Origin of the sequence: Escherichia sp. HH26CH (assembly GCF_009820205.1) — a bacterium.
GTDB lineage: Bacteria > Pseudomonadota > Gammaproteobacteria > Enterobacterales > Enterobacteriaceae > Escherichia > Escherichia coli_F.
Genome location: NZ_VNXM01000019.1, coordinates 56391 through 76929, shown reverse-complemented (window position 1 = coordinate 76929; position 20539 = coordinate 56391). Strand labels below are relative to the sequence as shown.

Genomic DNA, 20539 nt, shown 5'->3' with positions numbered 1-20539 from the left:
TGCACCTCAGACAATCTTCACCGCGATAGGGGTTAAGCCCTCGACGTTGCCCGTGATCACATCACCTTTCACTACCGGGCCCACCCCTTCTGGCGTACCAGTGAAGATCAGATCGCCCGGTTGCAGCTCAAAGAAGCCTGACAGGTAGCTGATGGTTTCATTCACCGACCAGATGAGATGGCGAATATCGCTGCGCTGGTGATCTTCACCGTTTACCTGTAACCAGATTGGTGCGTTATCAATACCGCCGGTTTCGCTGGCTTTGTGCAGCGGTGCGATGGGGGCCGAGAGATCAAATGCTTTGCCGATTTCCCACGGGCGGCCCATCTGACGCATTTCCATTTGACGGTCACGGCGCGTCATATCAAGGCCTGTGGCATAACCCCAGACATATTCATGGGCCTTTTCCAGTGGGATATCGCTGCCCTTTTTACCAATCGCCACCACCAGTTCAATTTCGTAATGATAGTTATCGGTCTGCGCCGGATACGGCAGCGCCAGCATTTCGCCAGCGGCGACCGGAACAACGGCATCTGCTGGTTTGCAGAAGAAGAAGGGGGGTTCACGATCCGGATCAAAGCCCATTTCGCGGGCGTGGGCGGCATAGTTACGCCCGACACAGTAAACGCGGCGCACGGGGAATTGTTCATCACTGCCAACAACCGGTACGGTAACGGGCGCTTGTGGTTCGAATACATATTGAGTCATTTTCTCTCTCCCAAATTAATAACGCGCTTCGCGGAACAGCCCCAGGGCTTCTTGTACCGGTCTGTCCGAAAAACTGAATAAAACGGTATCTTGCGTAGTCTGGAATGACACACCGTGCCAGGTCGGCACCACGAAGATATCTTTTGCACTAAAGGTGAAGATTTCATTGCCGATGGTGACTTGTCCGCTACCTTCCACTACATGGTAGATAGTGCTGTCAGTGGTACGCGCCACGCGGGAGGCGAACCCTTTCGGTAGCAGTTGCAGGAAGGCGCCCATCGACGGCATCGGATAGCCGCCGGTGACCGGGTTGACATAGCGCATTTTGTAGCCATCCCACTCGTCGGCATCGCCCAGGCGGGTTAAATCGTGCAGCACTTCGCGGCTACGGTCATAACGATAGTTAAAGATCGGTGAGGAGTTCCCCGTCTGATGGCGCAGCGGCAACATATTGGCGGCATAACGCGGCAGATAATCCCCCTCTTTACGCGTGACCGGTTGTTGCTCTTCCGGGTAATCTTCGGCAAAACCGCAGCCCAGAGTGTTCACTAATGGCAGATCCAGTCCATCGAGCCAGATAACCGGTTCGTCGCCAGGGTTACCGTGATCGTGCCAGCGCCATTGTGGGGTCAGGATAAAATCGCCCTCATTCATTGGCGTGCGTTCGCCATCAACGGCGGTAAATGCCCCTTTGCCTTCAACAATAAAACGCAGCGCCGACTGATTATGACGATGACTCGGTGCCACTTCGCCCGGCATGATCAGTTGCAAACCGGCATATAAAGTCGCGGTAATGGAAGACTGCCCGCGCAGCGCCGGGTTTTCCAGCACCAGCACGCGGCGCACGGCCTCTTTCGCACCAATCAGGCTGCCGCTCTCCAGTAGCAGCGGGCGGATCTCCTGATAATTCCAGTACGCTGGCGCACAGTTAGCGTTGGGCGTTTTCGGCACCAGATGGTGCAGTGACTCCCACAGCGGGGTCAGGTTTTGCCCGGAAATATGCTGATAAAATTGCTCGCGGCTTTTTTGATTGTTATCAGTCATTAGGATTCTCCTTATTCGTTCACAACGCCTGCGCGAGGCAGTGAGTCAGGGACAGAGGTCGACTGGCGAACCACGGTGATCAGCAGGCTTAACATCACCGCACTGATCGCCGCGGGCACAGCGATAATGAAAAACAGGGTGTCGAAAGAGAAATTCATCGCCATCATCAGGCCGCCAGAAAGCGAGCCGACAATCGCGCCGCAGCGGCCTACGGCGTTTGACCAGCTCACGCCCGTGGCGCGGCTTTGCGTTGGGTAGAGCGTTGCGGTCAACGCGTTCAACCCCACCTGAGATCCGCTAATGCCAATGCCAGTGCCGAAAATCGCCAGCGCCATCAGCCATAATCCATCCTGGCTTAAGCCAATCATCACGATGCATACAGCGCCTACGGCATAGCTCAGCGCCAGCACGCGGAAAGGATTGAACTTATCCATCAGCACGCCCAGCGCCAGCGCGCCCAACGTACCGCCAATCTGGAACGCGGCGGTGACCCAGGACGCGTGTTGCAGGTCTATGCCGCGATGGTTCAACAGCGTTGGCATCCAGCTTGAGAGCAGGTAAATAATCAGCAGGCTCATAAAGAACACTACCCACAACATCAACGTAATGGGTAACTGACGTCCCATAAACAGTTGACGAATGCTGCCTTTTGTAACGGAGGCTGATTCAATGAGATAAAAGTGGGTATCGACATAACGCTCGCGGGTGATGGCGCTGACGGTTTTCGCAATCACCGCCTGCGGTAGCTGGCGGCGCACCTGCCAGCGTGGCGATTCCGGCAGAACTACCAGCAGTGCGACAAACAGCATCAGCGGTAACACGCCCCCCAACACCAGAATGCCGTGCCAGCCAATCACCGGCACCAGCTGCGCACTGACAATCCCGCCAAACGCCGAACCCAGCGTAAAGCCGCAAAACATCAGCGTCACCAGCGCGCCGCGGCGGCGGGCAGGCAGATACTCCGAGGTCATGGTGATGGTGTTCGGCATCGCGCCGCCCAGACCCAGGCCGGTGAGAAAGCGCAGGAAGACCAGCGTTTGCAGATCCGGTGAGAAAGCCGAGGCGAGGCTTAACGCGCCAAACAAAAAGACGCACAGCTCAATCACCCGCTTGCGACCAAAGCGATCGGACAACGGGCCACAAAGCAGTGCGCCTGCCGTTAAACCCAGCAGACCCGCACCAAAAAGCGGGGCGAGATCGCCTGCGGTGAGCTGCCAGTGAGTGCGAATATCAGGGGCGATAAAGCCGATAGCCGCGGTGTCAAAACCATCGAGCATTACCACCAGAAAACAGCAGATGATAACGCGCCACTGCATCTTGCCGACCGGAGCGGCATCGATAAGTGCTTGTAAATCACGTCGTTGAGTCATAGTAAATGCCTCAGTGCAGGTAAGGTAGATGTTTCTTTTGTTTTGTATATGTTGCGATAATGTGATTAAAGAGATGAGATGTACAATGGCATTTCGGGCAGAGAGATAACCTGGAGGTTATGGCAAATGGCGAACTGGGCGCAAAAACTAAAACTACATCACCTGCAAATGCTGGTGGCGCTGGGTGAACAAGGTAATCTGACCCATGTCGCACGGATGATGAATATCACCCAACCCGCACTTTCGAAATGGTTGTCACAACTGGAAGATGAGATCGGACTCACACTTTTTGAGCGGCACAGCAAAGGGCTTCGTCCGACCGAAGGCGGCAAATTGTTATTGCAACATGCCCAACGGTTAATCAATGACATGGAAAGATCGCAATATGAACTGGCTCGCTTTAAACAAGGTGGACTGGTCGGCAGTCTGAAAATTGGCTGTTCTCCCGTCGCCACTGACTGCGTATCCCAGGCGATTTTGCATTTGCTCAAGGAGATGCCAACTCTACACCTGAATATCGAAGAGAAGGTGATGACCCCATTGCTGCAAGATCTGTTGGCAGGTTCTGTCGATGTGGTGGTTGGGCGAATTGGCGGTCGCGCGTTGCAATTGCCGCTGAATTATCGCGTGCTCTACACCGAGCCGGTATGCTTTGTCGCCCGTCCTGAGCATCCACTGGCGAAATACGCCACCCTCAGCTGGAATGATCTTGCTAACTGGCGGTGGATAGTCTGGCCGACAGGTACCCCCATCCGCATCAGCATTGATAATGCGCTGGTAGACCACGGCGTGATGCTGCCAGAAAACACGATTGAGTCGGCGTCGATGAACGTCAGTACCAACCTGTTACAAAGCAGCAATATGATCTCTATTTTGTCATTACGCCTGGCGCAACGTTATGCCAGCCAGGGGCAACTGGCGATCCTCAACCTGCCAAAGATTGAACAGAAAGGCAGCGTCGGTGTGTTTTGGCGTAATAACGAAACGCCTTCTTATGCTTTAAGTCAGTTTCTGCACTTTTTACAGCAGAATTAGTGTGCTGAACTGGGCACTCGCCCGATGTTACTTCCCTGTAATTCAACTATGCTGAGAATTCTTAATGTGATCGGTAGCACGTTTTACGAATTAATTGTATGATGAATCCATCTCATCTGGGGTGTTGATTATGAGTAAGACACTGAACATTATCTGGCAATATTTACGCGCTTTTATCCTGATTTATGCCTGCCTGTATGCAGGCATTTTCATTGCTTCCCTGCTACCGGTAACCATTCCGGGCAGCATCATCGGGATGCTGATCTTGTTTGTCCTGCTGGCCTTGCAAATTCTTCCGGCAAAGTGGGTCAATCCGGGGTGCTACGTACTGATTCGCTATATGGCGCTATTGTTTGTGCCGATTGGCGTAGGCGTCATGCAATATTTTGATTTGCTCCGCGCACAGTTTGGTCCGGTAGTGGTTTCCTGTGCAGTCAGTACGCTGGTGGTTTTTCTGGTGGTGAGCTGGAGTTCGCAACTGGTGCACGGTGAACGTAAAGTCGTAGGTCAGAAAGGATCAGAAGAATGATGGCAAATATCTGGTGGTCATTGCCGCTAACGTTAATTGTCTTTTTTGCCGCCCGCAAACTGGCGGCGCGGTATAAGTTTCCCTTGCTTAACCCATTGCTGGTTGCAATGGTGGTGATCATTCCTTTTTTAATGCTGACCGGCATCTCTTACGACAGCTACTTTAAAGGTAGCGAAGTGCTAAACGATCTGCTGCAACCGGCGGTTGTCGCACTGGCCTATCCTTTATATGAGCAGCTGCACCAGATCCGCGCGCGCTGGAAATCGATCATCACCATCTGTTTTATCGGCAGCGTGGTTGCGATGGTGACGGGGACTTCCGTGGCATTGTTGATGGGCGCTTCACCGGAAATCGCCGCGTCAATCCTGCCGAAATCAGTCACCACGCCTATTGCAATGGCGGTTGGCGGCAGTATTGGCGGTATTCCGGCAATCAGCGCAGTTTGCGTGATTTTCGTCGGTATTCTGGGCGCAGTGTTTGGTCATACGTTACTTAATGCGATGCGTATTCGCACCAAAGCAGCGCGCGGTCTGGCGATGGGGACAGCCTCGCACGCCCTCGGTACGGCACGCTGTGCTGAGCTGGATTATCAGGAAGGTGCATTTAGTTCGCTGGCGCTGGTGTTATGCGGGATTATTACTTCGCTGATCGCACCGTTCCTTTTCCCGATTATTCTGGCAGTAATGGGCTAAAATTTGCGATGCGTCGCGCATTTTTGATGTAAGTTTCATTCGTTGCACAATTAATGAGATTCAGATCACATATAAAGCCATAACGGGTTCGTAAACTGTTATCCCATTACATGATTATGAGGCAACGCCATGCATCCACGTTTTCAAACCGCCTTTGCCCAACTTGCGGATAACTTGCAATCTGCACTGGAACCTATTCTGGCAGACAAGTACTTCCCCGCTTTGTTGACCGGGGAGCAAGTCTCATCGCTGAAGATCGCAACGGGGCTGGACGAAGACGCGCTGGCATTCGCACTACTCCCGCTGGCGGCGGCCTGTGCGCGTACGCCATTGTCGAATTTTAATGTTGGCGCAATTGCGCACGGTGTGAGCGGAACCTGGTATTTCGGTGCCAATATGGAATTTATTGGTGCGACAATGCAGCAAACCGTTCATGCCGAACAAAGCGCGATCAGCCACGCCTGGTTGAGTGGTGAAAAAGCGCTCGCAGCCATCACCGTTAACTACACGCCTTGTGGTCACTGCCGTCAGTTTATGAATGAACTGAACAGCGGTCTGGATCTGCGTATTCATCTGCCGGGCCGCGAGGCACACGCGCTGCGTGACTATCTGCCGGATGCCTTTGGGCCGAAGGATCTGGAGATTAAAACGCTGCTGATGGACGAGCAGGATCACGGCTATGCGCTGACTGGTGATGCGCTTTCTCAGGCGGCGATTGCAGCGGCAAATCGTTCACACATGCCTTACAGTAAGTCGCCAAGCGGTGTAGCGCTGGAATGTAAAGACGGTCGTATTTTCAGCGGCAGCTACGCTGAAAACGCCGCATTTAACCCGACTCTACCACCGTTGCAGGGGGCATTAATTTTGTTGAATCTCAAGGGTTATGATTACCCGGATATCCAGCGCGCGGTTCTGGCAGAAAAAGCCGATGCGCCGTTGATTCAGTGGGATGCAACCTCCGCAACGCTGAAAGCTCTCGGCTGTCACAGTATCGACCGCGTGCTTCTCGCTTAAGACTGGTGCCGGATGTGGCGTGAACGCCTTATCCGGCCGCCTTCAGGTCTGACACACTGATAAACGTCGCATCATACTTGCCTGCTCTCTCCCGGTGTCGAAAATCCCGGCAAACAGTTTGCCGTTTCTTGCGCAAAACCAGCGGGTAAAGTAGCCTGATGGAAATTTTCCTTAGATCGAGTCTCCTGCATGTTAAAGCGCGTGTTCTACAGCCTGTTAGTCCTGATCGGCTTGCTGCTGTTGACTGTGCTCGGCCTCGATCGCTGGATGAGCTGGAAAACCGCGCCTTATATCTACGACGAATTGCAGGATCTCCCCTACCGCCAGGTCGGCGTGGTGCTCGGCACAGCAAAATATTATCGTACTGGCGTAATTAATCAGTATTATCGCTACCGTATTCAAGGAGCGATTAATGCCTATAACAGCGGCAAGGTAAATTATCTATTACTGAGCGGCGATAATGCTTTGCAAAGTTATAATGAGCCAAAGACCATGCGCAAAGATTTAATCGCCGCAGGTGTCGACCCATCAGATATTGTTCTCGATTACGCAGGCTTTCGTACGCTGGATTCCATCGTCCGTACACGCAAAGTTTTTGATACTAATGATTTCATTATTATCACCCAACGTTTCCACTGTGAGCGGGCATTATTTATAGCGCTACATATGGGGATTCAGGCCCAGTGTTATGCCGTACCGTCGCCGAAAGATATGCTGTCAGTACGTATTCGCGAATTTGCCGCCCGTTTCGGTGCGCTGGCTGACCTTTATATTTTTAAACGTGAACCGCGCTTTTTAGGGCCGCTTGTGCCTATTCCGGCTATGCACCAGGTGCCGGAAGATGCACAGGGGTATCCCGCCGTCACGCCCGAACAGTTACTTGAATTACAGAAGAAACAAGGAAAGTAGTTATGGATGTACAGCAGTTTTTTGTGGTTGCCGTTTTTTTCCTTATCCCGATATTTTGTTTCCGCGAAGCATGGAAAGGCTGGCGTGCAGGCGCGATTGATAAACGGGTTAAAAATGCAGCGGAACCGGTGTATGTCTGGCGAGCAAAAAATCCCGGACTTTTCTTTGCTTATATAGTGGCATATAGTGGCTTCGGAATTTTATCTATTGGTATGATTATTTATCTTATTTTCTATCGTTAATATTGTCCCTCCCCTGTTAATTATTGAGAATAATTATTACTTCAGTCAATAAGCTGCGGATATAACATTCTGAACCGCAGCTATTTGTGAATTCTTTCACAGTTTAAATTTCCCCACACGCTTAGCCTTAATATCAGCAAGCAATATTTATGCTCTAAATAATTCGAGTTGCAGGAAGGCGACAAGTGACTGGGGTGAGCTAACGCAGACGCAGCACATGCAACTTGAAGTATGACGAGTATATTTAGCGTTCGCCTTAATTACTCATAGCATTAAGGAAGATCACATGCCGCAACAAAATTATCTGGATGAACTCACTCCGGCTTTTACGCCTTTACTGGCGATTAAAGAAGCCTCTCGCTGTTTATTATGTCACGACGCGCCCTGTAGTCAGGCTTGCCCGGCACAAACCGATCCGGGGAAATTTATACGCTCAATCTACTTTCGTAATTTTAAAGGCGCTGCCGAGACAATTCGCGAAAATAATGCCCTCGGTGCCGTATGCGCCAGAGTTTGCCCAACGGAGAAATTATGTCAAAGCGGTTGTACCCGTGCCGGTGTTGATGATCCCATTGATATCGGTCGCTTACAGCGTTTTATCACTGATTTTGAACAACAAACCGGGATGGAAATTTATCAGCCTGGTACTAAAACGCTCGGCAAAGTCGCCATTATTGGCGCAGGTCCTGCTGGATTGCAGGCCAGCGTGACGCTGACAAATATGGGGTACGACGTCACTATTTATGAAAAAGAAGCGCAACCCGGTGGCTGGCTGTGTAACGGTATTCCGCAATTTCGTTTGCCGCAATCCGTGCTGGATGCAGAGATCGCCCGTATCGAAAAAATGGGGGTGACCATTAAGTGCAATAACGAAATCGGTAAAGTACTCACCCTGGAGCAACTGAAAGCGGAAAACCGCGCAGTACTTGTCACCGTAGGGTTGTCGGGCGGTTCCGGGCTACCGCTGTTTGAGCATAGCGACGTTGAGATTGCCGTCGACTTCTTGCAACGTGCACGGCAGGCGCAGGGCGATATCAGCATTCCACAAAGCGCATTAATTATCGGCGGCGGTGATGTCGCGATGGACGTTGCCAGCACGCTGAAAGTTCTCGGCTGTCAGGCGGTAACCTGCGTAGCACGTGAAGAGTTAGATGAGTTTCCGGCAAGCGAAAAAGAGTTTGCCAGCGCCCGGGAGTTGGGCGTTTCGATCATCGATGGATTCACACCAGTGGCCGTGGAAGGCAATAAAGTCACGTTTAAGCATGTACGCTTACCGGGCGAACTGACGATGGCGGCAGATAAAATTATTCTCGCCGTCGGTCAGCATGCCAGACTGGATGCCTTTGCGGAGTTAGAGCCGCAGCGTAACACCATCAATACACAAAATTACCAGACCCGCGATCCGCAAGTCTTTGCTGCTGGCGATATTGTTGAGGGTGACAAAACCGTGGTCTATGCCGTGAAAACCGGGAAAGAAGCCGCCGAGGCTATTCATCACTATTTAGAGGGAGCTTGCTCATGTTAACGAAAGATCTTTCGATTACTTTTTGCGGCGTGAAGTTTCCCAACCCGTTCTGCCTCTCTTCTTCGCCGGTAGGCAACTGCTATGAGATGTGTGCCAAAGCCTACGACACAGGTTGGGGTGGCGTGGTGTTTAAAACGATCGGCTTTTTTATCGCCAACGAAGTCTCGCCGCGTTTTGATCATCTGGTGAAAGAAGATACCGGTTTTATCGGCTTCAAAAATATGGAGCAGATTGCTGAACATCCGTTGGAAGAGAATCTGGCCGCCCTGCGTCGGCTGAAAGAAGATTATCCGGACAAAGTATTGATCGCTTCGATCATGGGCGAAAATGAACAGCAGTGGGAAGAGCTGGCGCGGCTGGTGCAAGAAGCTGGTGCCGATATGATTGAGTGTAACTTCTCCTGTCCGCAAATGACTTCTCATGCGATGGGTAGCGATGTCGGGCAAAGCCCGGAGCTGGTAGAAAAATATTGTCGGGCAGTGAAACGTGGTTCTACGCTGCCGATGCTGGCGAAGATGACGCCGAATATCGGTGATATGTGCGAAGTGGCGCTGGCTGCGAAGCGCGGCGGCGCAGATGGCATTGCGGCGATTAATACCGTTAAATCCATCACCAATATCGATCTTAATCAGAAAATTGGTATGCCGATCGTTAACGGTAAATCGAGTATTTCCGGATATTCCGGTAAAGCGGTAAAACCGATCGCCCTACGCTTTATTCAGCAAATGCGCACCCATCCAGAGCTGCGCGATTTCCCGATTAGCGGTATCGGCGGTATTGAAACCTGGGAAGATGCTGCGGAGTTTTTATTGCTCGGCGCAGCAACGTTACAGGTGACCACCGGCATTATGCAGTACGGGTATCGGATAGTGGAAGATATGGCGAGCGGGTTATCGCATTATCTCGCCGATCAGGGATTTGATTCGTTGCAGGAGATGGTAGGTCTGGCGAATCACAATATTGTTCCGGCGGAAGATTTAGACCGTAGCTATATCGTCTATCCCCATATCAATCTCGATAAATGTGTTGGCTGTGGACGCTGTTATATTTCCTGTTACGACGGCGGTCACCAGGCGATGGAATGGAGCGAGAAAACGCGCACACCGCATTGTAATACCGAGAAGTGCGTGGGTTGTCTGCTTTGTGGTCATGTTTGCCCGGTTGGTTGTATTGATCTCGGGGAAGTGAAGTTTAAGAAGGGAGAGAAAGAACACCCGGTAACGTTGTAGAACCAGCGTCGCATCCGGCATTTGGCACCGATTGCCGGATGCGGCGCATCCGGCAATACCCACATTCACATCACTTCTTACGCGCGTATTTCAGTGAATCCAGCGCCACGGCGAAGATAATAATCGCCCCTTTGATGATGTACTGCCAGTACGGATTTACGCCGATGTACGTCAGGCCATAGTTGATAACGGTAAAGATAATTACCCCGGTCACTACACCAATTACCGTCCCCACACCGCCGCTAAACGATACGCCGCCCACCACGCACGCTGCGATAGCATCCAGCTCATACATAAAGCCGAGGTTGTTGGTGGCAGAGCCGATACGTCCGGCTTCTAACATCCCGCCAAAGGCATAGAACACACCAGACAACGCGTAGATCATCAGCAGGTTCAGGCCAACGTTTACACCAGAAACTTTCGCCGCTTCCGGGTTACCGCCAATGGCAAAAATGTTCTTGCCGAAGCGGGTTTTGTTCCACAACACCCAGACGAATGCCACCGCAATCAACGCGTAGAAAGTGATGTAAGAGAGACGGAAGCTCCCCAGCGCAACAAAGCCCTGAGCAAAGGTAGAGAAGCCACTGTCAAAACCAGAAATTGGCGACGCCCCGACAAAGTCGTAATAGAGCGAGTTGATGCCGTAGACGATAATCATCGTGCCGAGCGTGGTAATGAATGGCGTCACGTTGAGATAAGCGATAATCAGGCCGTTGATCAAACCGATCACCGCGCCAATGGCACAGACAATCAGAATTACCAGCGCAATCGGCATCGTCGCCATTTCCGGGAATACTTTGTTAGCGTTATCCATGGACTGCAATAACGTCGCTGCCACCACGGCTGCCAGCCCTACCTGACGTCCCGCAGAAAGGTCGGTCCCCTGGGTGACAATTAATCCTGCCACACCAAGCGCGATAATAATACGCACCGATGACTGGGTGAGAATATTACTTAAGTTCAACAGACTTAAAAAAGTTGGGTCCTGGAAAATAATAATCGCCAGCAAAACTAAAAGAACGACGTAAATACCGCCCTCTTTCAGGTAAGTAAGAAAACTTTTCTTATTTAACGCACTCATGGGAGGCCCCTAATCTTAAAGGTGCAAGGACGCAAGACGCAGAATTTCGTTTTGCGTTGTTGTTTTTGTATCGACAATTCCGGAAACGAGACCATTGCTCATGACCAGAATACGGTCTGTTATCCCTAACAACTCTGGCATTTCGGAGGAAATAATAATAATCCCCTTGCCTTTCTTCGCCAGTTCGGCAATTAACTGATAAATTTCAAACTTCGCTCCGACATCAATACCGCGCGTTGGTTCATCGAGCATTAATATTTCTGGTTGCGTAAGCAGCCAGCGCCCAATAATTACCTTTTGCTGATTACCGCCGGAGAGTGAACCAATTTGCGTACGATGTCCCGGCGTTTTTACCCGCATCGAATCAATTACCCACTGGGTATCGCTTTTCATCCGCGAGTTATCCAGCAAGCCAACTTTATTTTTGTAGTTGCGGATATTGGAAATTAACGAGTTAAAGCCAATATCCAGATAGGCATAAATTCCCGTTGAGCGGCGCTCTTCAGTTACCAGTGCAAATCCGTGGTTTATGGCTTCATTAGCGTTATGGTTATTGATCTTTTTGCCGTGCAACGTAATGGTGCCAGCCGATTTCTCGCGAATACCAAATAACGTCTCAACAATATCGGTACGTTTCGCCCCCACCAGACCGGCAATACCGAGGATCTCCCCTTTATGCAGATCAAACGAGACATCGCGAATCGACGGCTGGCGCAGCGACGTCAGATTACGCACTTCCAGAATCACTTCGCCCGGCTTGTTTTCTTTGTCAGGGAAACGCTGGTTAAGAGAGCGTCCAACCATCATGGCGATGATCTTGTCCATCGTTAGCCCTGCCAGCGGTTCGGTAGCGATCCACTGACCGTCGCGCAATACGGTGACTTCATCACATAACTGGAAGATTTCTTCCATTTTATGCGAGATATAAACAATACCGCAGCCGCGCTCTTTTAATTTACGAATAATAGTGAAAAGATGATTGACCTCTTTTTCAGTTAACGAAGATGTCGGTTCATCCATAATCACAATTTTCGCGTTATAGGAAAACGCTTTGGCGATTTCGATCATCTGCATTTGCGAAACGGATAATGTGCCGACGCGCGCACGCGGATCGATATCAATATCCAGCTCATCAAAAATCGCTTTGGTTTCGCGGTACATTTTGTCCTGATCGACAAACATGCCTTTGGTGGGATATCGCCCCAGCCACATGTTGTCCATCACCGAACGTTGTAATACCAGGTTTAATTCCTGGTGTACCATCGAAATACCATTTTCCAGTGCTTCTTTGGCAGAATGAAAATCGATCTCTTTCCCCTGGAACAAAATGGTGCCGGAGTCTTTCTGATAAATACCAAACAGGCATTTTAATAATGTTGATTTTCCTGCGCCGTTTTCCCCCATTAATGCATGGATAGAATGTGGCCGGACTTTTAAATTAACGTTATCAAGTGCCTTAACACCCGGAAAAGACTTGTTGATACCGCTCATTTCCAACAAGTATTCCCCGGAAGACGGAGTCGTTGAGCTGACCATATAATTTTACCTTGTTGGCCATACAATAAGGGCGCAGTAAACGACTGCGCCCAATCAGTCTTATTTCTTGCTGAATTCAGCCAGGTTGTCTTTATCTACGCCAACGTAAGGTACGCGGACCACTTTGTTGTCGATTTTCCAGTTGGTACCATCAGCCGCACCTTTGCCATCGGCCAGGTTTTTCGCCAGATCAAAAGTCGCTTTCGCCTGGTTGTTAGCGTCGTTCAATACGGTGCCCGCCAGTGCACCGGATTTCACCAGTGCCAGAGCTTCTGGCAGCGCATCGACACCAAACACTGGAATGCTGGACTTGTTGTGTGCTTTCAGTGCTTCTACTGCGCCCATTGCCATCGCATCGTTGTTGGCGATAACCACTTCGATTTTGTTGGCGTTCGGGCCAGACAGCCAGGCGTCCATCTTATCTTTCGCCTGAGCGGTATCCCACATAGCGGTATCTAACTGTAACTGTTCAGTTTTGATGCCTTTGTCGTTCAGCTCTTTAATCACGTAAGTGGTGCGTGCTTCTGCATCCGGATGGCCCGGTTCACCTTTCAGCAGTACGAATTGAATCTGACCGTCTTTGTTGAGATCCCAATCCTGGTTTGCCGCCCAATGCTTAGCAATCAAATCGCCCTGAATAATGCCGGACTCTTTGGAGTCAGTGCCGACATAGTAGGCTTTATCGTAGCTATCCAGCGCCTTACGAGACGGTTCTTTGTTGAAGAAAACCACCGGCACGTTTTGCCCGCGCGCTTTCTCAATCACCGTACCCGCAGCTGCCGGGTCAACCAGGTTGATCGCCAGTGCCTTCACCCCTTTCGCCAGCAATACATCGATCTGATCGTTCTGCTTGGACTGGTCATTCTGAGAATCATTCATCAGCAGCTGAACATCTGGCGCGGCTTTCGCATCTTGTTCGATAGCCTTGCGCACAACAGACATAAAGTTATCGTCGTACTTATAGATTGTTACACCAATACGGGTATCAGCAGCGTGTGCAGTGGCACCGAATAACATACTGGCCATTACAGCAGACAGGGTTAACACCTTCTTATTCATGGTATCTCCGGTTTTTCTTATGCAGGGTAGTGCTTGAGATAAATGCTCGGCGGGGCAGTAGAGTTAATGAAGTGTTACTGAACGCCGAAGCTCACTTTTTAAAATTCGTTCTTCCATGCCCGGTAACGCTCCAGAAAACGGCTTTAATTGTTGTTATGACGCTATTACCTCGGTGAAAGTGATGATTCACTGTTACATACAGGTTACAGCGTTAAAACGGTGCAATCATAGCTATCGCATTGTTAATATACTGTGAAATCACTCACAGATTGAAAGCGGTTACATCGACTGATTTGTTGAGTTAGTGATCGCTGCCGCATTCTGGCGCGTTGCGACAGAATGGCGACGCACTAACGTCGGCATAAAACAGTGGCTGGCGTGAGGATCAATGTTGCCTGCTGCCCCTTGTAAGGCCAGTTCGGTAGCTAATTTTGCCATCGAAGCAATAGGATAACGCACGGTCGTTAATTGTGGGTCGGTGTAACGAGCGATGGGAATATCATCGAAACCGATGATTGAGAGATGTAACGGAATCGCAATACCATTATCTTTTAATGCCGTCAGTGCGCCAGCGGCCATATTGTCGTTGTATGCAAATACAGCGGTAAGTTGTAGATTGCGCCCCAGCAGTTCAACCATCGCCGCCTCACCGCCTGGCATGTCCGGGGTGCCAGTGCCAATCCAGCTTTCCGACGGAATAATATCCTGCTCTTTCAACGCACTCATCCAGCCTGCTTTGCGCATGGCATCATCTTCAATGCCGTGGCTGGAAGAAAGATAACCAATACGTTGATGACCATTATTGAGCAACATGCGCGTGGCCATTCGGGCACCACTGAGATTATCCAGGCAAACGCAACGATGGGCGTAACCTGGCACAACGCGGTTGATTAACACCATACCGGGAATGTTATCCATAAACTGCGCTAATTCATCATCGCTTAACGCTTTTGAATGAACAATCAACGCGTTACAACGCTGGCGAATTAACACCTCAATGGCATGACGCTCTTTTTCCGCTTCATGATAGCTATTACCTATTAGCACATATTTCTGGTGCTGCTGGGCGACGAGATCCACCGCTTTTACCAGCGCGCCGAAAAACGCATCAGAAACGTCCATTACCACCACGCCAATGGTATCGCTAACCTGAGTTGCCAGCGCCTGGGCATTGGCGTTTGGCCGATAATCCAGCTCGCTCACTGCTTTCATTACTGCTTCACGCGTGTCGGCACTGACCAGCGTGCTGTTATTGAGCACCCGGGAAACCGTTGCCACAGAGACGCCAGCCTGACGCGCTACATCACGAATGGTGATCATATTCACTACCTGTTATGAGATTGCAGTAAATGCCTGCTTGCTGGCGGCTATTTTGTCAGCACTGAATTCAGGACTTCGTGAATCGAGTCACAGCAATGGAAACGGTTACAACCATTTTGTTAATGAATGTGATCCAGATCGTTATCTTGATGTTTTAGATAATGCAGGTCCGGCAGCACGCAAAGTTAACTGACGCCAGAGCCATTCCACCGGCCCCTGACGGAAGTAACGCAGCCAGATAACAGAGAAGAGAATATTCGCCAGCCATACCGGAATAACAAACGCCAGCAATTCCAGACGGTCAAACTGCATAAACAAACCGAGGTGATAAAAAAGCGTGGTACAAATCAGCGTTTGCAATAGATAGTTGGTCAGCGCCATCCGTCCGACGCAGGCGATCGCGAGCACCAGCTTAAAGCGGCTCAATTGCGGCCAGAAACCATAAAACAGCGACGCATAGCCAACCGCCTGAAACGGCGCACTCAGTTCCCGCGGCATCTGAAGTAAGAAGGCGCACCAGCGATATGCCCAGTCCAGCCGCCATTGCAGGGCGATCGCTGGAAGGTTAATGATCACCCCAATCGCCACCAGCACAAAACCGGTACGCCGATAATGGCGCAAGCTAAACTGCCCTTTCAGCCAGCCACTGCGCATCAGCGCCGCGCCAATTAGCATCATCCCTGCCAGTTGCCAGCCATACTGTGCGCCCAGTGCCAGTAAACTGTTGCCAACACCATCGGCACGATTACTGATCGCTTCAACGCCGCCGTGAAGCTTCCAGTATTTTTCATACAAAATAGCCGATGCATCCGGCGTCCAGGCGCGGCTGGTCTGACTGTCTGAAATCAACCCCAACAACAGCAAAACGCCAAGCCCCACCAGATAAAGCATGACGCCGGTATTAAACAGGCTTTTTACCGATGGCGCATCGCGCACCAGCCGCCAACAGATTAAGCCCACCAGCCCGTAAGCCAACAGAATATCGCCGTCCCAGAACAATAAACCGTGAATAAAGCCCAACAAGACTAACAGTGTTAACCGCGACTGGATCCAGCGTTTGCCACGGGGTAGCAACATTTGCAGGCCAGCACCAAACAGCAACGCAAAAAGCGTGAGGAATTTCACCTGACCGATGAGATCGAGTAATGCCCAGGTCCATGCATCCTGCGGCGTAATAGCGCCGTACCAGGCGGGATTGAGATAAGCCGCCTTTGGTAACCCAAAGGCGCTGATGTTTAATAGCAGGATCCCCAGAATGGCGACGCCGCGAACAAAATCGAGCGTGACGTTGCGCTCCATGGTTCCTGCCTTTTAATCAGTTGTGATGACGCACAGCGCGCAGAAATTCGTGGCGCGTATTCTGACTGGATTTGAACAATCCACCAAGAGAGGTCGTTGTCGTGGCACTGGTTGCATCGCGGATGCCACGCGCCTTCACGCAGTAATGTACCGCATCGATAGAGACAGCCACGTTATTGGTGCCCAGCAGCGTTTGTAGCGCAATGAGAATTTGCTGCGTCAGACGTTCCTGCACCTGCGGACGCTGGGCAAAGAACTGCACGATACGGTTAATTTTTGACAGACCGATCACCGAATCTTTCGGGATATAAGCCACCGTCGCTTTGCCATCGATGGTAACAAAATGGTGTTCACAGGTACTGGTCAGGGTGATATCGCGCACGGTGACCATTTCATCAACCTTCATTTTGTTTTCAATGAGGGTGATTTTCGGGAAATTGGCGTAATCCAGACCGGAGAAAATTTCATCGACATACATTTTAGCGATGCGATGCGGCGTTTCCATCAAACTGTCATCAGCCAGGTCGAGATTCAGCAGCTGCATGATTTCGGTCATATGACCAGCAATAAGGCTTTTGCGCGTTTCGTTATCCATTTCATGCACGGGCGGGCGCAGCGGTGTTTCCAGTCCTCGCGCAACTAACGCTTCATGAACCAGGGCCGCTTCTTTACTGAGTGATGACATTTATGATTTCTCCTGCAGGTGTGACGCCTCCGCCCTGCGTGGGGGCAAAGTTATTAAGCTGATTTACAGCCTGATTATTGTGCGTGAGGCGGCGCACATAATCCAGTATTCACAGCGATAATTATTGTAATTGCCGCTGCCTTTCATCAGCAGATGTTAAAACATCGTTATGTATATACGGAAGTGAAAGTTACTCACAGCACATTGAATAAACGGTATGATGAAGAAATTGCAAACAACACAACAAGGAGCCACGCATGGAAATGCTCGAAGAGCACCGCTGTTTTGAAGGCTGGCAACAACGCTGGCGGCACGACTCCAGTACCTTAAATTGCCCGATGACGTTCAGCATCTTTCTTCCACCGCCTCGCGATCACACCCCGCCGCCGGTGCTGTACTGGCTCTCCGGATTAACCTGCAATGACGAGAACTTCACCACCAAAGCGGGGGCCCAACGCGTAGCGGCGGAACTGGGGATTGTACTGGTGATGCCAGACACCAGTCCGCGCGGCGAACAAGTAGCCAACGACGACGGCTACGATTTAGGTCAGGGCGCGGGGTTTTATCTCAACGCCACACAAAAACCGTGGGCGACGCATTACAGGATGTACGATTATCTGCGCGATGAATTACCGACTCTCATTCAATCGCAATTTAACGTCAGCGATCGCTGCGCTATTAGCGGTCATTCCATGGGTGGTCACGGCGCATTGATTATGGCGCTGAAAAATCCTGGCAAATACACCAGTGTTTCTGCCTTTGCGCCGATTGTGAATCCGTGCAGCGTCCCGTGGGGAATCAAAGCGTTTCGCACTTATCTGGGTGAGGATAAAAATGACTGGATGGAATGGGACAGTTGCGCGCTGATGTATGCGAGTAATGCGCAGGATGCGATCCCGACACTGATTGATCAGGGCGATAATGATCAGTTTCTTGCCGACCAGCTACAACCCGCAGTGCTGGCAGAAGCCGCGCGTCAAAAAGCGTGGCCGATGACGCTGCGTATTCAGCCGGGATATGATCACAGTTACTACTTTATTGCCTCTTATATAGAGGATCATCTGCGCTTCCATGCGCAGTATTTACTGAAGTAAAGTCTGCCCGGTTCGCCGGGCATCTTCTCATCAAAAGCGATAATCCACTGCCATAAAGTAACGACGTCCGTCTTCGTTATAGCTGTAGTCGTCACGACTGAGATCCTTGTCGCCAAGGTTCAGCACGCCCGCACGCAGTTTGACGTCTTTGGTCACCTGCCAGGCCGCGCCGGTATTCCAGATGGTATAACCGCCCGGAGTTTTAGCCGTCGCGCTGTCGGCGCGTTTCTGCCCGGTATAGTGACCAGAAACATAGAATGACCAGTCTTCCAGCGCCAGCGGTTTCCAGTCCAGCGTACCGTTAGCGGTATGGAACGGCAGATCGGACAACGGTTTGTTTTCGCCGTTGCTGACATCACGACCATCGTTGTAGGTGTAGTTGATCGACAGTTTCCATTCATCGTTGAACGGAATTTTCAGTTCGGTTTCCACGCCCTGAATACGTGCTTTGTTAACGTTGTAGTAGCTGAATACCGGCACACCGTCCGCTGTAAAACCGACAAAGTTTTGGTAGCCCGGTGCAGCATTGACGTCAGACGTACGGCTGATGCTGATACGATCTTTTACATCGTTACGGAAAACGGTCACGCTGGATTCAATCCCTTCCAGCCAGCCCTCCTCACCCAGGTAATACAGCCCCAGCTCCCAACTTTCGCTGGTTTCAGGTTTCAGATCCGGGCTACCCACAATCTTGCATGCGCCACGGCAGGAATTGCTCATCCAGTCAGGGCTAAGTTGCAACAGAGAAGGTGCTTTAAATGCCGTCGCCCAGCCCCCTTTCACCGTTACGGTGTCGGTGGCGTTATAAACCAGGTAGGCACGTGGACTCCAGTGTTCACCGTAGGTTTCATGATCGTCCATACGTACGCCGGTCGTCAGCGCCAGCGGCTCGAAGATCCGCCATTCATCTTCCACAAACAGCGCGTACTGGCTGGCAGACGTTTTGGAGCTGGTTCCCCCGGTCAGGTTCACCGCATCGCTAAGTTTGTCGTGACGCCATTCACCGCCAACCGTGAGAAACTGATTAATCGCCGTCAGTGGCAACGTGTATTTACCATCGACCGTATTGCTTTCGGAAGTAATCGGGCTGCTGTTGCCAGGATTTTTGTTTTCGACTTTCTCACCGTAGTATTTCAGTTCGCTGGTGCCGTAATCCCAACGCCCATTATGGCTGACGGAGTAGTTCTGACGTTCCAGGCGGTTTTTGTCCAGCGAGTCGGAATCACGATCCTGACGGTCAAAACCGTATCCGGCAGTAAAATCGTGATTTTGATTCGGTGTCCAGGCAAATTCCACATTGCCGTCGCGGCTGGAGAATCCTTCAATACGCGGCGTTTCTCCGGTATCGGTGGTCGTTGAGTTTTGTGGGTCATCCTTTTCACGTTTTGCCAGGCTGCCGTAAGCTTTCATTCCCAGCACGCCGTCAATTAATGGTCCGCTGGTAAAGAACTGACCGTTATAGGTATCACCGCGATCGCGATGTTCCTGAATGGTGGTATCGACAGTAACGGTACCCGACCATTTCTGACCGATTTTTTTTGTGATGATATTCACGACACCGCCGAGCGCATCGGAACCGTACAGCGACGACATCGGGCCACGGACCACTTCAATACGTTCGATGGAATCGACCGGGATCCAGTTCAGATCGAAATCATTGTGGCGGAAGACGGCATTGCGGGAGTTAACGCGTTTACCGTCGACGAGAATCAGGGTGTAGCTGCTGTCCAGACCACGAATACTAACGCCCTTACGGTTATCCCCTTCGTTCGTCAGTTGTACGCCTGGCACTTCTTTGAGCACATCCTTTAGATTCTGTACTGGTTTTCGCTGCAGGTCTTCCTGGGTAATGACGCTGATACTGGCTGGTGCATCTTTCAGGTTTTGTTCAACGGAAGATGCGGTGACAACCATCGTTTCGCCATCATCATCGACCGCTAACACAGGCCATGCACAAGAAATAGCGGACAAACACAGCCCGACCCGTACGAAGGGGTTCAACCTAAACATTCCATATCTCCATGAGGTAACTACGAAAATAAAATGGGTTATCGCTCACATCTTTTTCACGTCCCCTTGCGTACGGCAGCATCGCGGTGGACTTATTTGTATGCAGGTGATCATCCCAGAAAGCCGGAACAGCCCCTGATTTGTCAGCCTTTTTAGAT

19 protein-coding genes are annotated in these 20539 nt (G+C 50.9%); 9 read left to right on the top strand and 10 right to left on the bottom strand.

The features are described 5' to 3' along the window. Positions 1 to 6: 6 nt before the first annotated feature. Genes FQ015_RS07365 through mhbT form a run of 3 tightly spaced genes read right to left on the bottom strand, consistent with a single transcriptional unit; the run spans position 7 to position 3122 of the window. Positions 7 to 708, bottom strand: coding sequence for a fumarylacetoacetate hydrolase family protein (locus FQ015_RS07365; protein ID WP_160523898.1), 702 nt, complete (start codon positions 706 to 708; stop codon positions 7 to 9). A gap of 15 nt (positions 709 to 723) precedes the next feature. Then, complete coding sequence (gene gtdA / locus FQ015_RS07360; protein WP_032184597.1) at positions 724 to 1752, bottom strand: gentisate 1,2-dioxygenase; 1029 nt, start codon at positions 1750 to 1752, stop codon at positions 724 to 726. Between the two features lie 11 nt (positions 1753 to 1763). Continuing rightward, positions 1764 to 3122 (bottom strand): 3-hydroxybenzoate transporter MhbT, encoded by a 1359-nt coding sequence (gene mhbT, locus FQ015_RS07355; protein ID WP_105287800.1) that lies wholly within the window; start codon positions 3120 to 3122, stop codon positions 1764 to 1766. A 126-nt stretch (positions 3123 to 3248) separates the two neighbouring features. Here mhbT and FQ015_RS07350 point away from each other — a divergent pair, with 126 nt between their 5' ends. From FQ015_RS07350 to preA, 8 genes are all read left to right on the top strand, one after another. Continuing rightward, positions 3249 to 4157 (top strand): LysR family transcriptional regulator, encoded by a 909-nt coding sequence (locus FQ015_RS07350; RefSeq protein WP_000024646.1) that lies wholly within the window; start codon positions 3249 to 3251, stop codon positions 4155 to 4157. A 130-nt stretch (positions 4158 to 4287) separates the two neighbouring features. Continuing rightward, positions 4288 to 4686, top strand: coding sequence for a CidA/LrgA family protein (locus FQ015_RS07345; protein WP_001353095.1), 399 nt, complete (start codon positions 4288 to 4290; stop codon positions 4684 to 4686). Further along, positions 4683 to 5378, top strand: a complete 696-nt coding sequence (locus FQ015_RS07340; RefSeq protein WP_000968208.1) for a CidB/LrgB family autolysis modulator — start codon at positions 4683 to 4685, stop codon at positions 5376 to 5378. The genes FQ015_RS07345 and FQ015_RS07340 overlap by 4 nt, the downstream gene beginning before the upstream one ends. 129 nt (positions 5379 to 5507) lie before the next feature. Next, complete coding sequence (cdd, locus tag FQ015_RS07335) at positions 5508 to 6392, top strand: cytidine deaminase (protein WP_160523897.1); 885 nt, start codon at positions 5508 to 5510, stop codon at positions 6390 to 6392. 189 nt (positions 6393 to 6581) lie between these two features. Beyond that, complete coding sequence (gene sanA / locus FQ015_RS07330) at positions 6582 to 7301, top strand: outer membrane permeability protein SanA (protein WP_000920073.1); 720 nt, start codon at positions 6582 to 6584, stop codon at positions 7299 to 7301. A gap of 2 nt (positions 7302 to 7303) precedes the next feature. Continuing rightward, positions 7304 to 7543 carry a DUF2542 family protein gene (locus tag FQ015_RS07325; protein ID WP_000383089.1) on the top strand — a complete coding sequence of 80 codons (240 nt, stop codon included), beginning with the start codon at positions 7304 to 7306 and terminating at the stop codon, positions 7541 to 7543. Positions 7544 to 7829: 286 nt separating this feature from the next. After that, the gene (preT, locus tag FQ015_RS07320) at positions 7830 to 9068 is read left to right on the top strand and encodes an NAD-dependent dihydropyrimidine dehydrogenase subunit PreT (protein WP_160523896.1); all 1239 of its coding nucleotides are present in this window, start codon (positions 7830 to 7832) and stop codon (positions 9066 to 9068) included. After that, on the top strand, positions 9062 to 10297 hold the full coding sequence (preA, locus tag FQ015_RS07315) for an NAD-dependent dihydropyrimidine dehydrogenase subunit PreA (RefSeq protein WP_000956067.1): 1236 nt from the start codon (positions 9062 to 9064) through the stop codon (positions 10295 to 10297). The genes preT and preA overlap by 7 nt, the downstream gene beginning before the upstream one ends. A gap of 70 nt (positions 10298 to 10367) precedes the next feature. Here the strand turns inward: preA and mglC are convergent, their stop codons facing one another. The 6 genes from mglC to folE all read right to left on the bottom strand — a co-directional run bounded on the left by mglC (position 10368) and on the right by folE (position 17277). Further along, a complete protein-coding gene (mglC, locus tag FQ015_RS07310) occupies positions 10368 to 11378 on the bottom strand; it encodes a galactose/methyl galactoside ABC transporter permease MglC (protein ID WP_001275118.1) in 1011 nt (336 codons plus the stop codon). A 15-nt stretch (positions 11379 to 11393) separates the two neighbouring features. Beyond that, the gene (mglA, locus tag FQ015_RS07305) at positions 11394 to 12914 is read right to left on the bottom strand and encodes a galactose/methyl galactoside ABC transporter ATP-binding protein MglA (protein ID WP_000255032.1); all 1521 of its coding nucleotides are present in this window, start codon (positions 12912 to 12914) and stop codon (positions 11394 to 11396) included. Between the two features lie 60 nt (positions 12915 to 12974). Then, a complete protein-coding gene (gene mglB / locus FQ015_RS07300; protein WP_001036980.1) occupies positions 12975 to 13973 on the bottom strand; it encodes a galactose/glucose ABC transporter substrate-binding protein MglB in 999 nt (332 codons plus the stop codon). A 279-nt stretch (positions 13974 to 14252) separates the two neighbouring features. Then, entirely contained in the window at positions 14253 to 15293 is a 1041-nt protein-coding gene (gene galS, locus FQ015_RS07295; RefSeq protein ID WP_000628667.1) for an HTH-type transcriptional regulator GalS, read from the bottom strand. Positions 15294 to 15434: 141 nt separating this feature from the next. Next, positions 15435 to 16592: a DUF418 domain-containing protein YeiB gene (gene yeiB, locus FQ015_RS07290; RefSeq protein ID WP_039020527.1), complete on the bottom strand. Its 1158-nt coding sequence runs from the start codon at positions 16590 to 16592 to the stop codon at positions 15435 to 15437. 16 nt (positions 16593 to 16608) lie between these two features. Then, positions 16609 to 17277 (bottom strand): GTP cyclohydrolase I FolE, encoded by a 669-nt coding sequence (folE, locus tag FQ015_RS07285; RefSeq protein WP_001594261.1) that lies wholly within the window; start codon positions 17275 to 17277, stop codon positions 16609 to 16611. Positions 17278 to 17534: 257 nt separating this feature from the next. Here folE and yeiG point away from each other — a divergent pair, with 257 nt between their 5' ends. Then, positions 17535 to 18371 (top strand): S-formylglutathione hydrolase, encoded by an 837-nt coding sequence (yeiG, locus tag FQ015_RS07280; RefSeq protein WP_039020526.1) that lies wholly within the window; start codon positions 17535 to 17537, stop codon positions 18369 to 18371. A 30-nt stretch (positions 18372 to 18401) separates the two neighbouring features. Here yeiG and cirA read toward each other — a convergent pair whose 3' ends face one another. Further along, the gene (cirA, locus tag FQ015_RS07275) at positions 18402 to 20381 is read right to left on the bottom strand and encodes a catecholate siderophore receptor CirA (RefSeq protein WP_160523895.1); all 1980 of its coding nucleotides are present in this window, start codon (positions 20379 to 20381) and stop codon (positions 18402 to 18404) included. Positions 20382 to 20539: the final 158 nt, after the last annotated feature.

Excerpts from the sequence above, each read along its gene's own strand:
- FQ015_RS07365 (WP_160523898.1), bottom strand. The coding sequence starts at position 708 with ATGACTCAATATGTATTCGAACCACAAGCGCCCGTTACCGTACCGGTT.
- gtdA (WP_032184597.1), bottom strand. The coding sequence starts at position 1,752 with ATGACTGATAACAATCAAAAAAGCCGCGAGCAATTTTATCAGCATATT.
- mhbT (WP_105287800.1), bottom strand. The coding sequence starts at position 3,122 with ATGACTCAACGACGTGATTTACAAGCACTTATCGATGCCGCTCCGGTC.
- FQ015_RS07350 (WP_000024646.1), top strand. The coding sequence starts at position 3,249 with ATGGCGAACTGGGCGCAAAAACTAAAACTACATCACCTGCAAATGCTG.
- FQ015_RS07345 (WP_001353095.1), top strand. The coding sequence starts at position 4,288 with ATGAGTAAGACACTGAACATTATCTGGCAATATTTACGCGCTTTTATC.
- FQ015_RS07340 (WP_000968208.1), top strand. The coding sequence starts at position 4,683 with ATGATGGCAAATATCTGGTGGTCATTGCCGCTAACGTTAATTGTCTTT.
- cdd (WP_160523897.1), top strand. The coding sequence starts at position 5,508 with ATGCATCCACGTTTTCAAACCGCCTTTGCCCAACTTGCGGATAACTTG.
- sanA (WP_000920073.1), top strand. The coding sequence starts at position 6,582 with ATGTTAAAGCGCGTGTTCTACAGCCTGTTAGTCCTGATCGGCTTGCTG.
- FQ015_RS07325 (WP_000383089.1), top strand. The coding sequence starts at position 7,304 with ATGGATGTACAGCAGTTTTTTGTGGTTGCCGTTTTTTTCCTTATCCCG.
- preT (WP_160523896.1), top strand. The coding sequence starts at position 7,830 with ATGCCGCAACAAAATTATCTGGATGAACTCACTCCGGCTTTTACGCCT.
- preA (WP_000956067.1), top strand. The coding sequence starts at position 9,062 with ATGTTAACGAAAGATCTTTCGATTACTTTTTGCGGCGTGAAGTTTCCC.
- mglC (WP_001275118.1), bottom strand. The coding sequence starts at position 11,378 with ATGAGTGCGTTAAATAAGAAAAGTTTTCTTACTTACCTGAAAGAGGGC.
- mglA (WP_000255032.1), bottom strand. The coding sequence starts at position 12,914 with ATGGTCAGCTCAACGACTCCGTCTTCCGGGGAATACTTGTTGGAAATG.
- mglB (WP_001036980.1), bottom strand. The coding sequence starts at position 13,973 with ATGAATAAGAAGGTGTTAACCCTGTCTGCTGTAATGGCCAGTATGTTA.
- galS (WP_000628667.1), bottom strand. The coding sequence starts at position 15,293 with ATGATCACCATTCGTGATGTAGCGCGTCAGGCTGGCGTCTCTGTGGCA.
- yeiB (WP_039020527.1), bottom strand. The coding sequence starts at position 16,592 with ATGGAGCGCAACGTCACGCTCGATTTTGTTCGCGGCGTCGCCATTCTG.
- folE (WP_001594261.1), bottom strand. The coding sequence starts at position 17,277 with ATGTCATCACTCAGTAAAGAAGCGGCCCTGGTTCATGAAGCGTTAGTT.
- yeiG (WP_039020526.1), top strand. The coding sequence starts at position 17,535 with ATGGAAATGCTCGAAGAGCACCGCTGTTTTGAAGGCTGGCAACAACGC.
- cirA (WP_160523895.1), bottom strand. The coding sequence starts at position 20,381 with ATGTTTAGGTTGAACCCCTTCGTACGGGTCGGGCTGTGTTTGTCCGCT.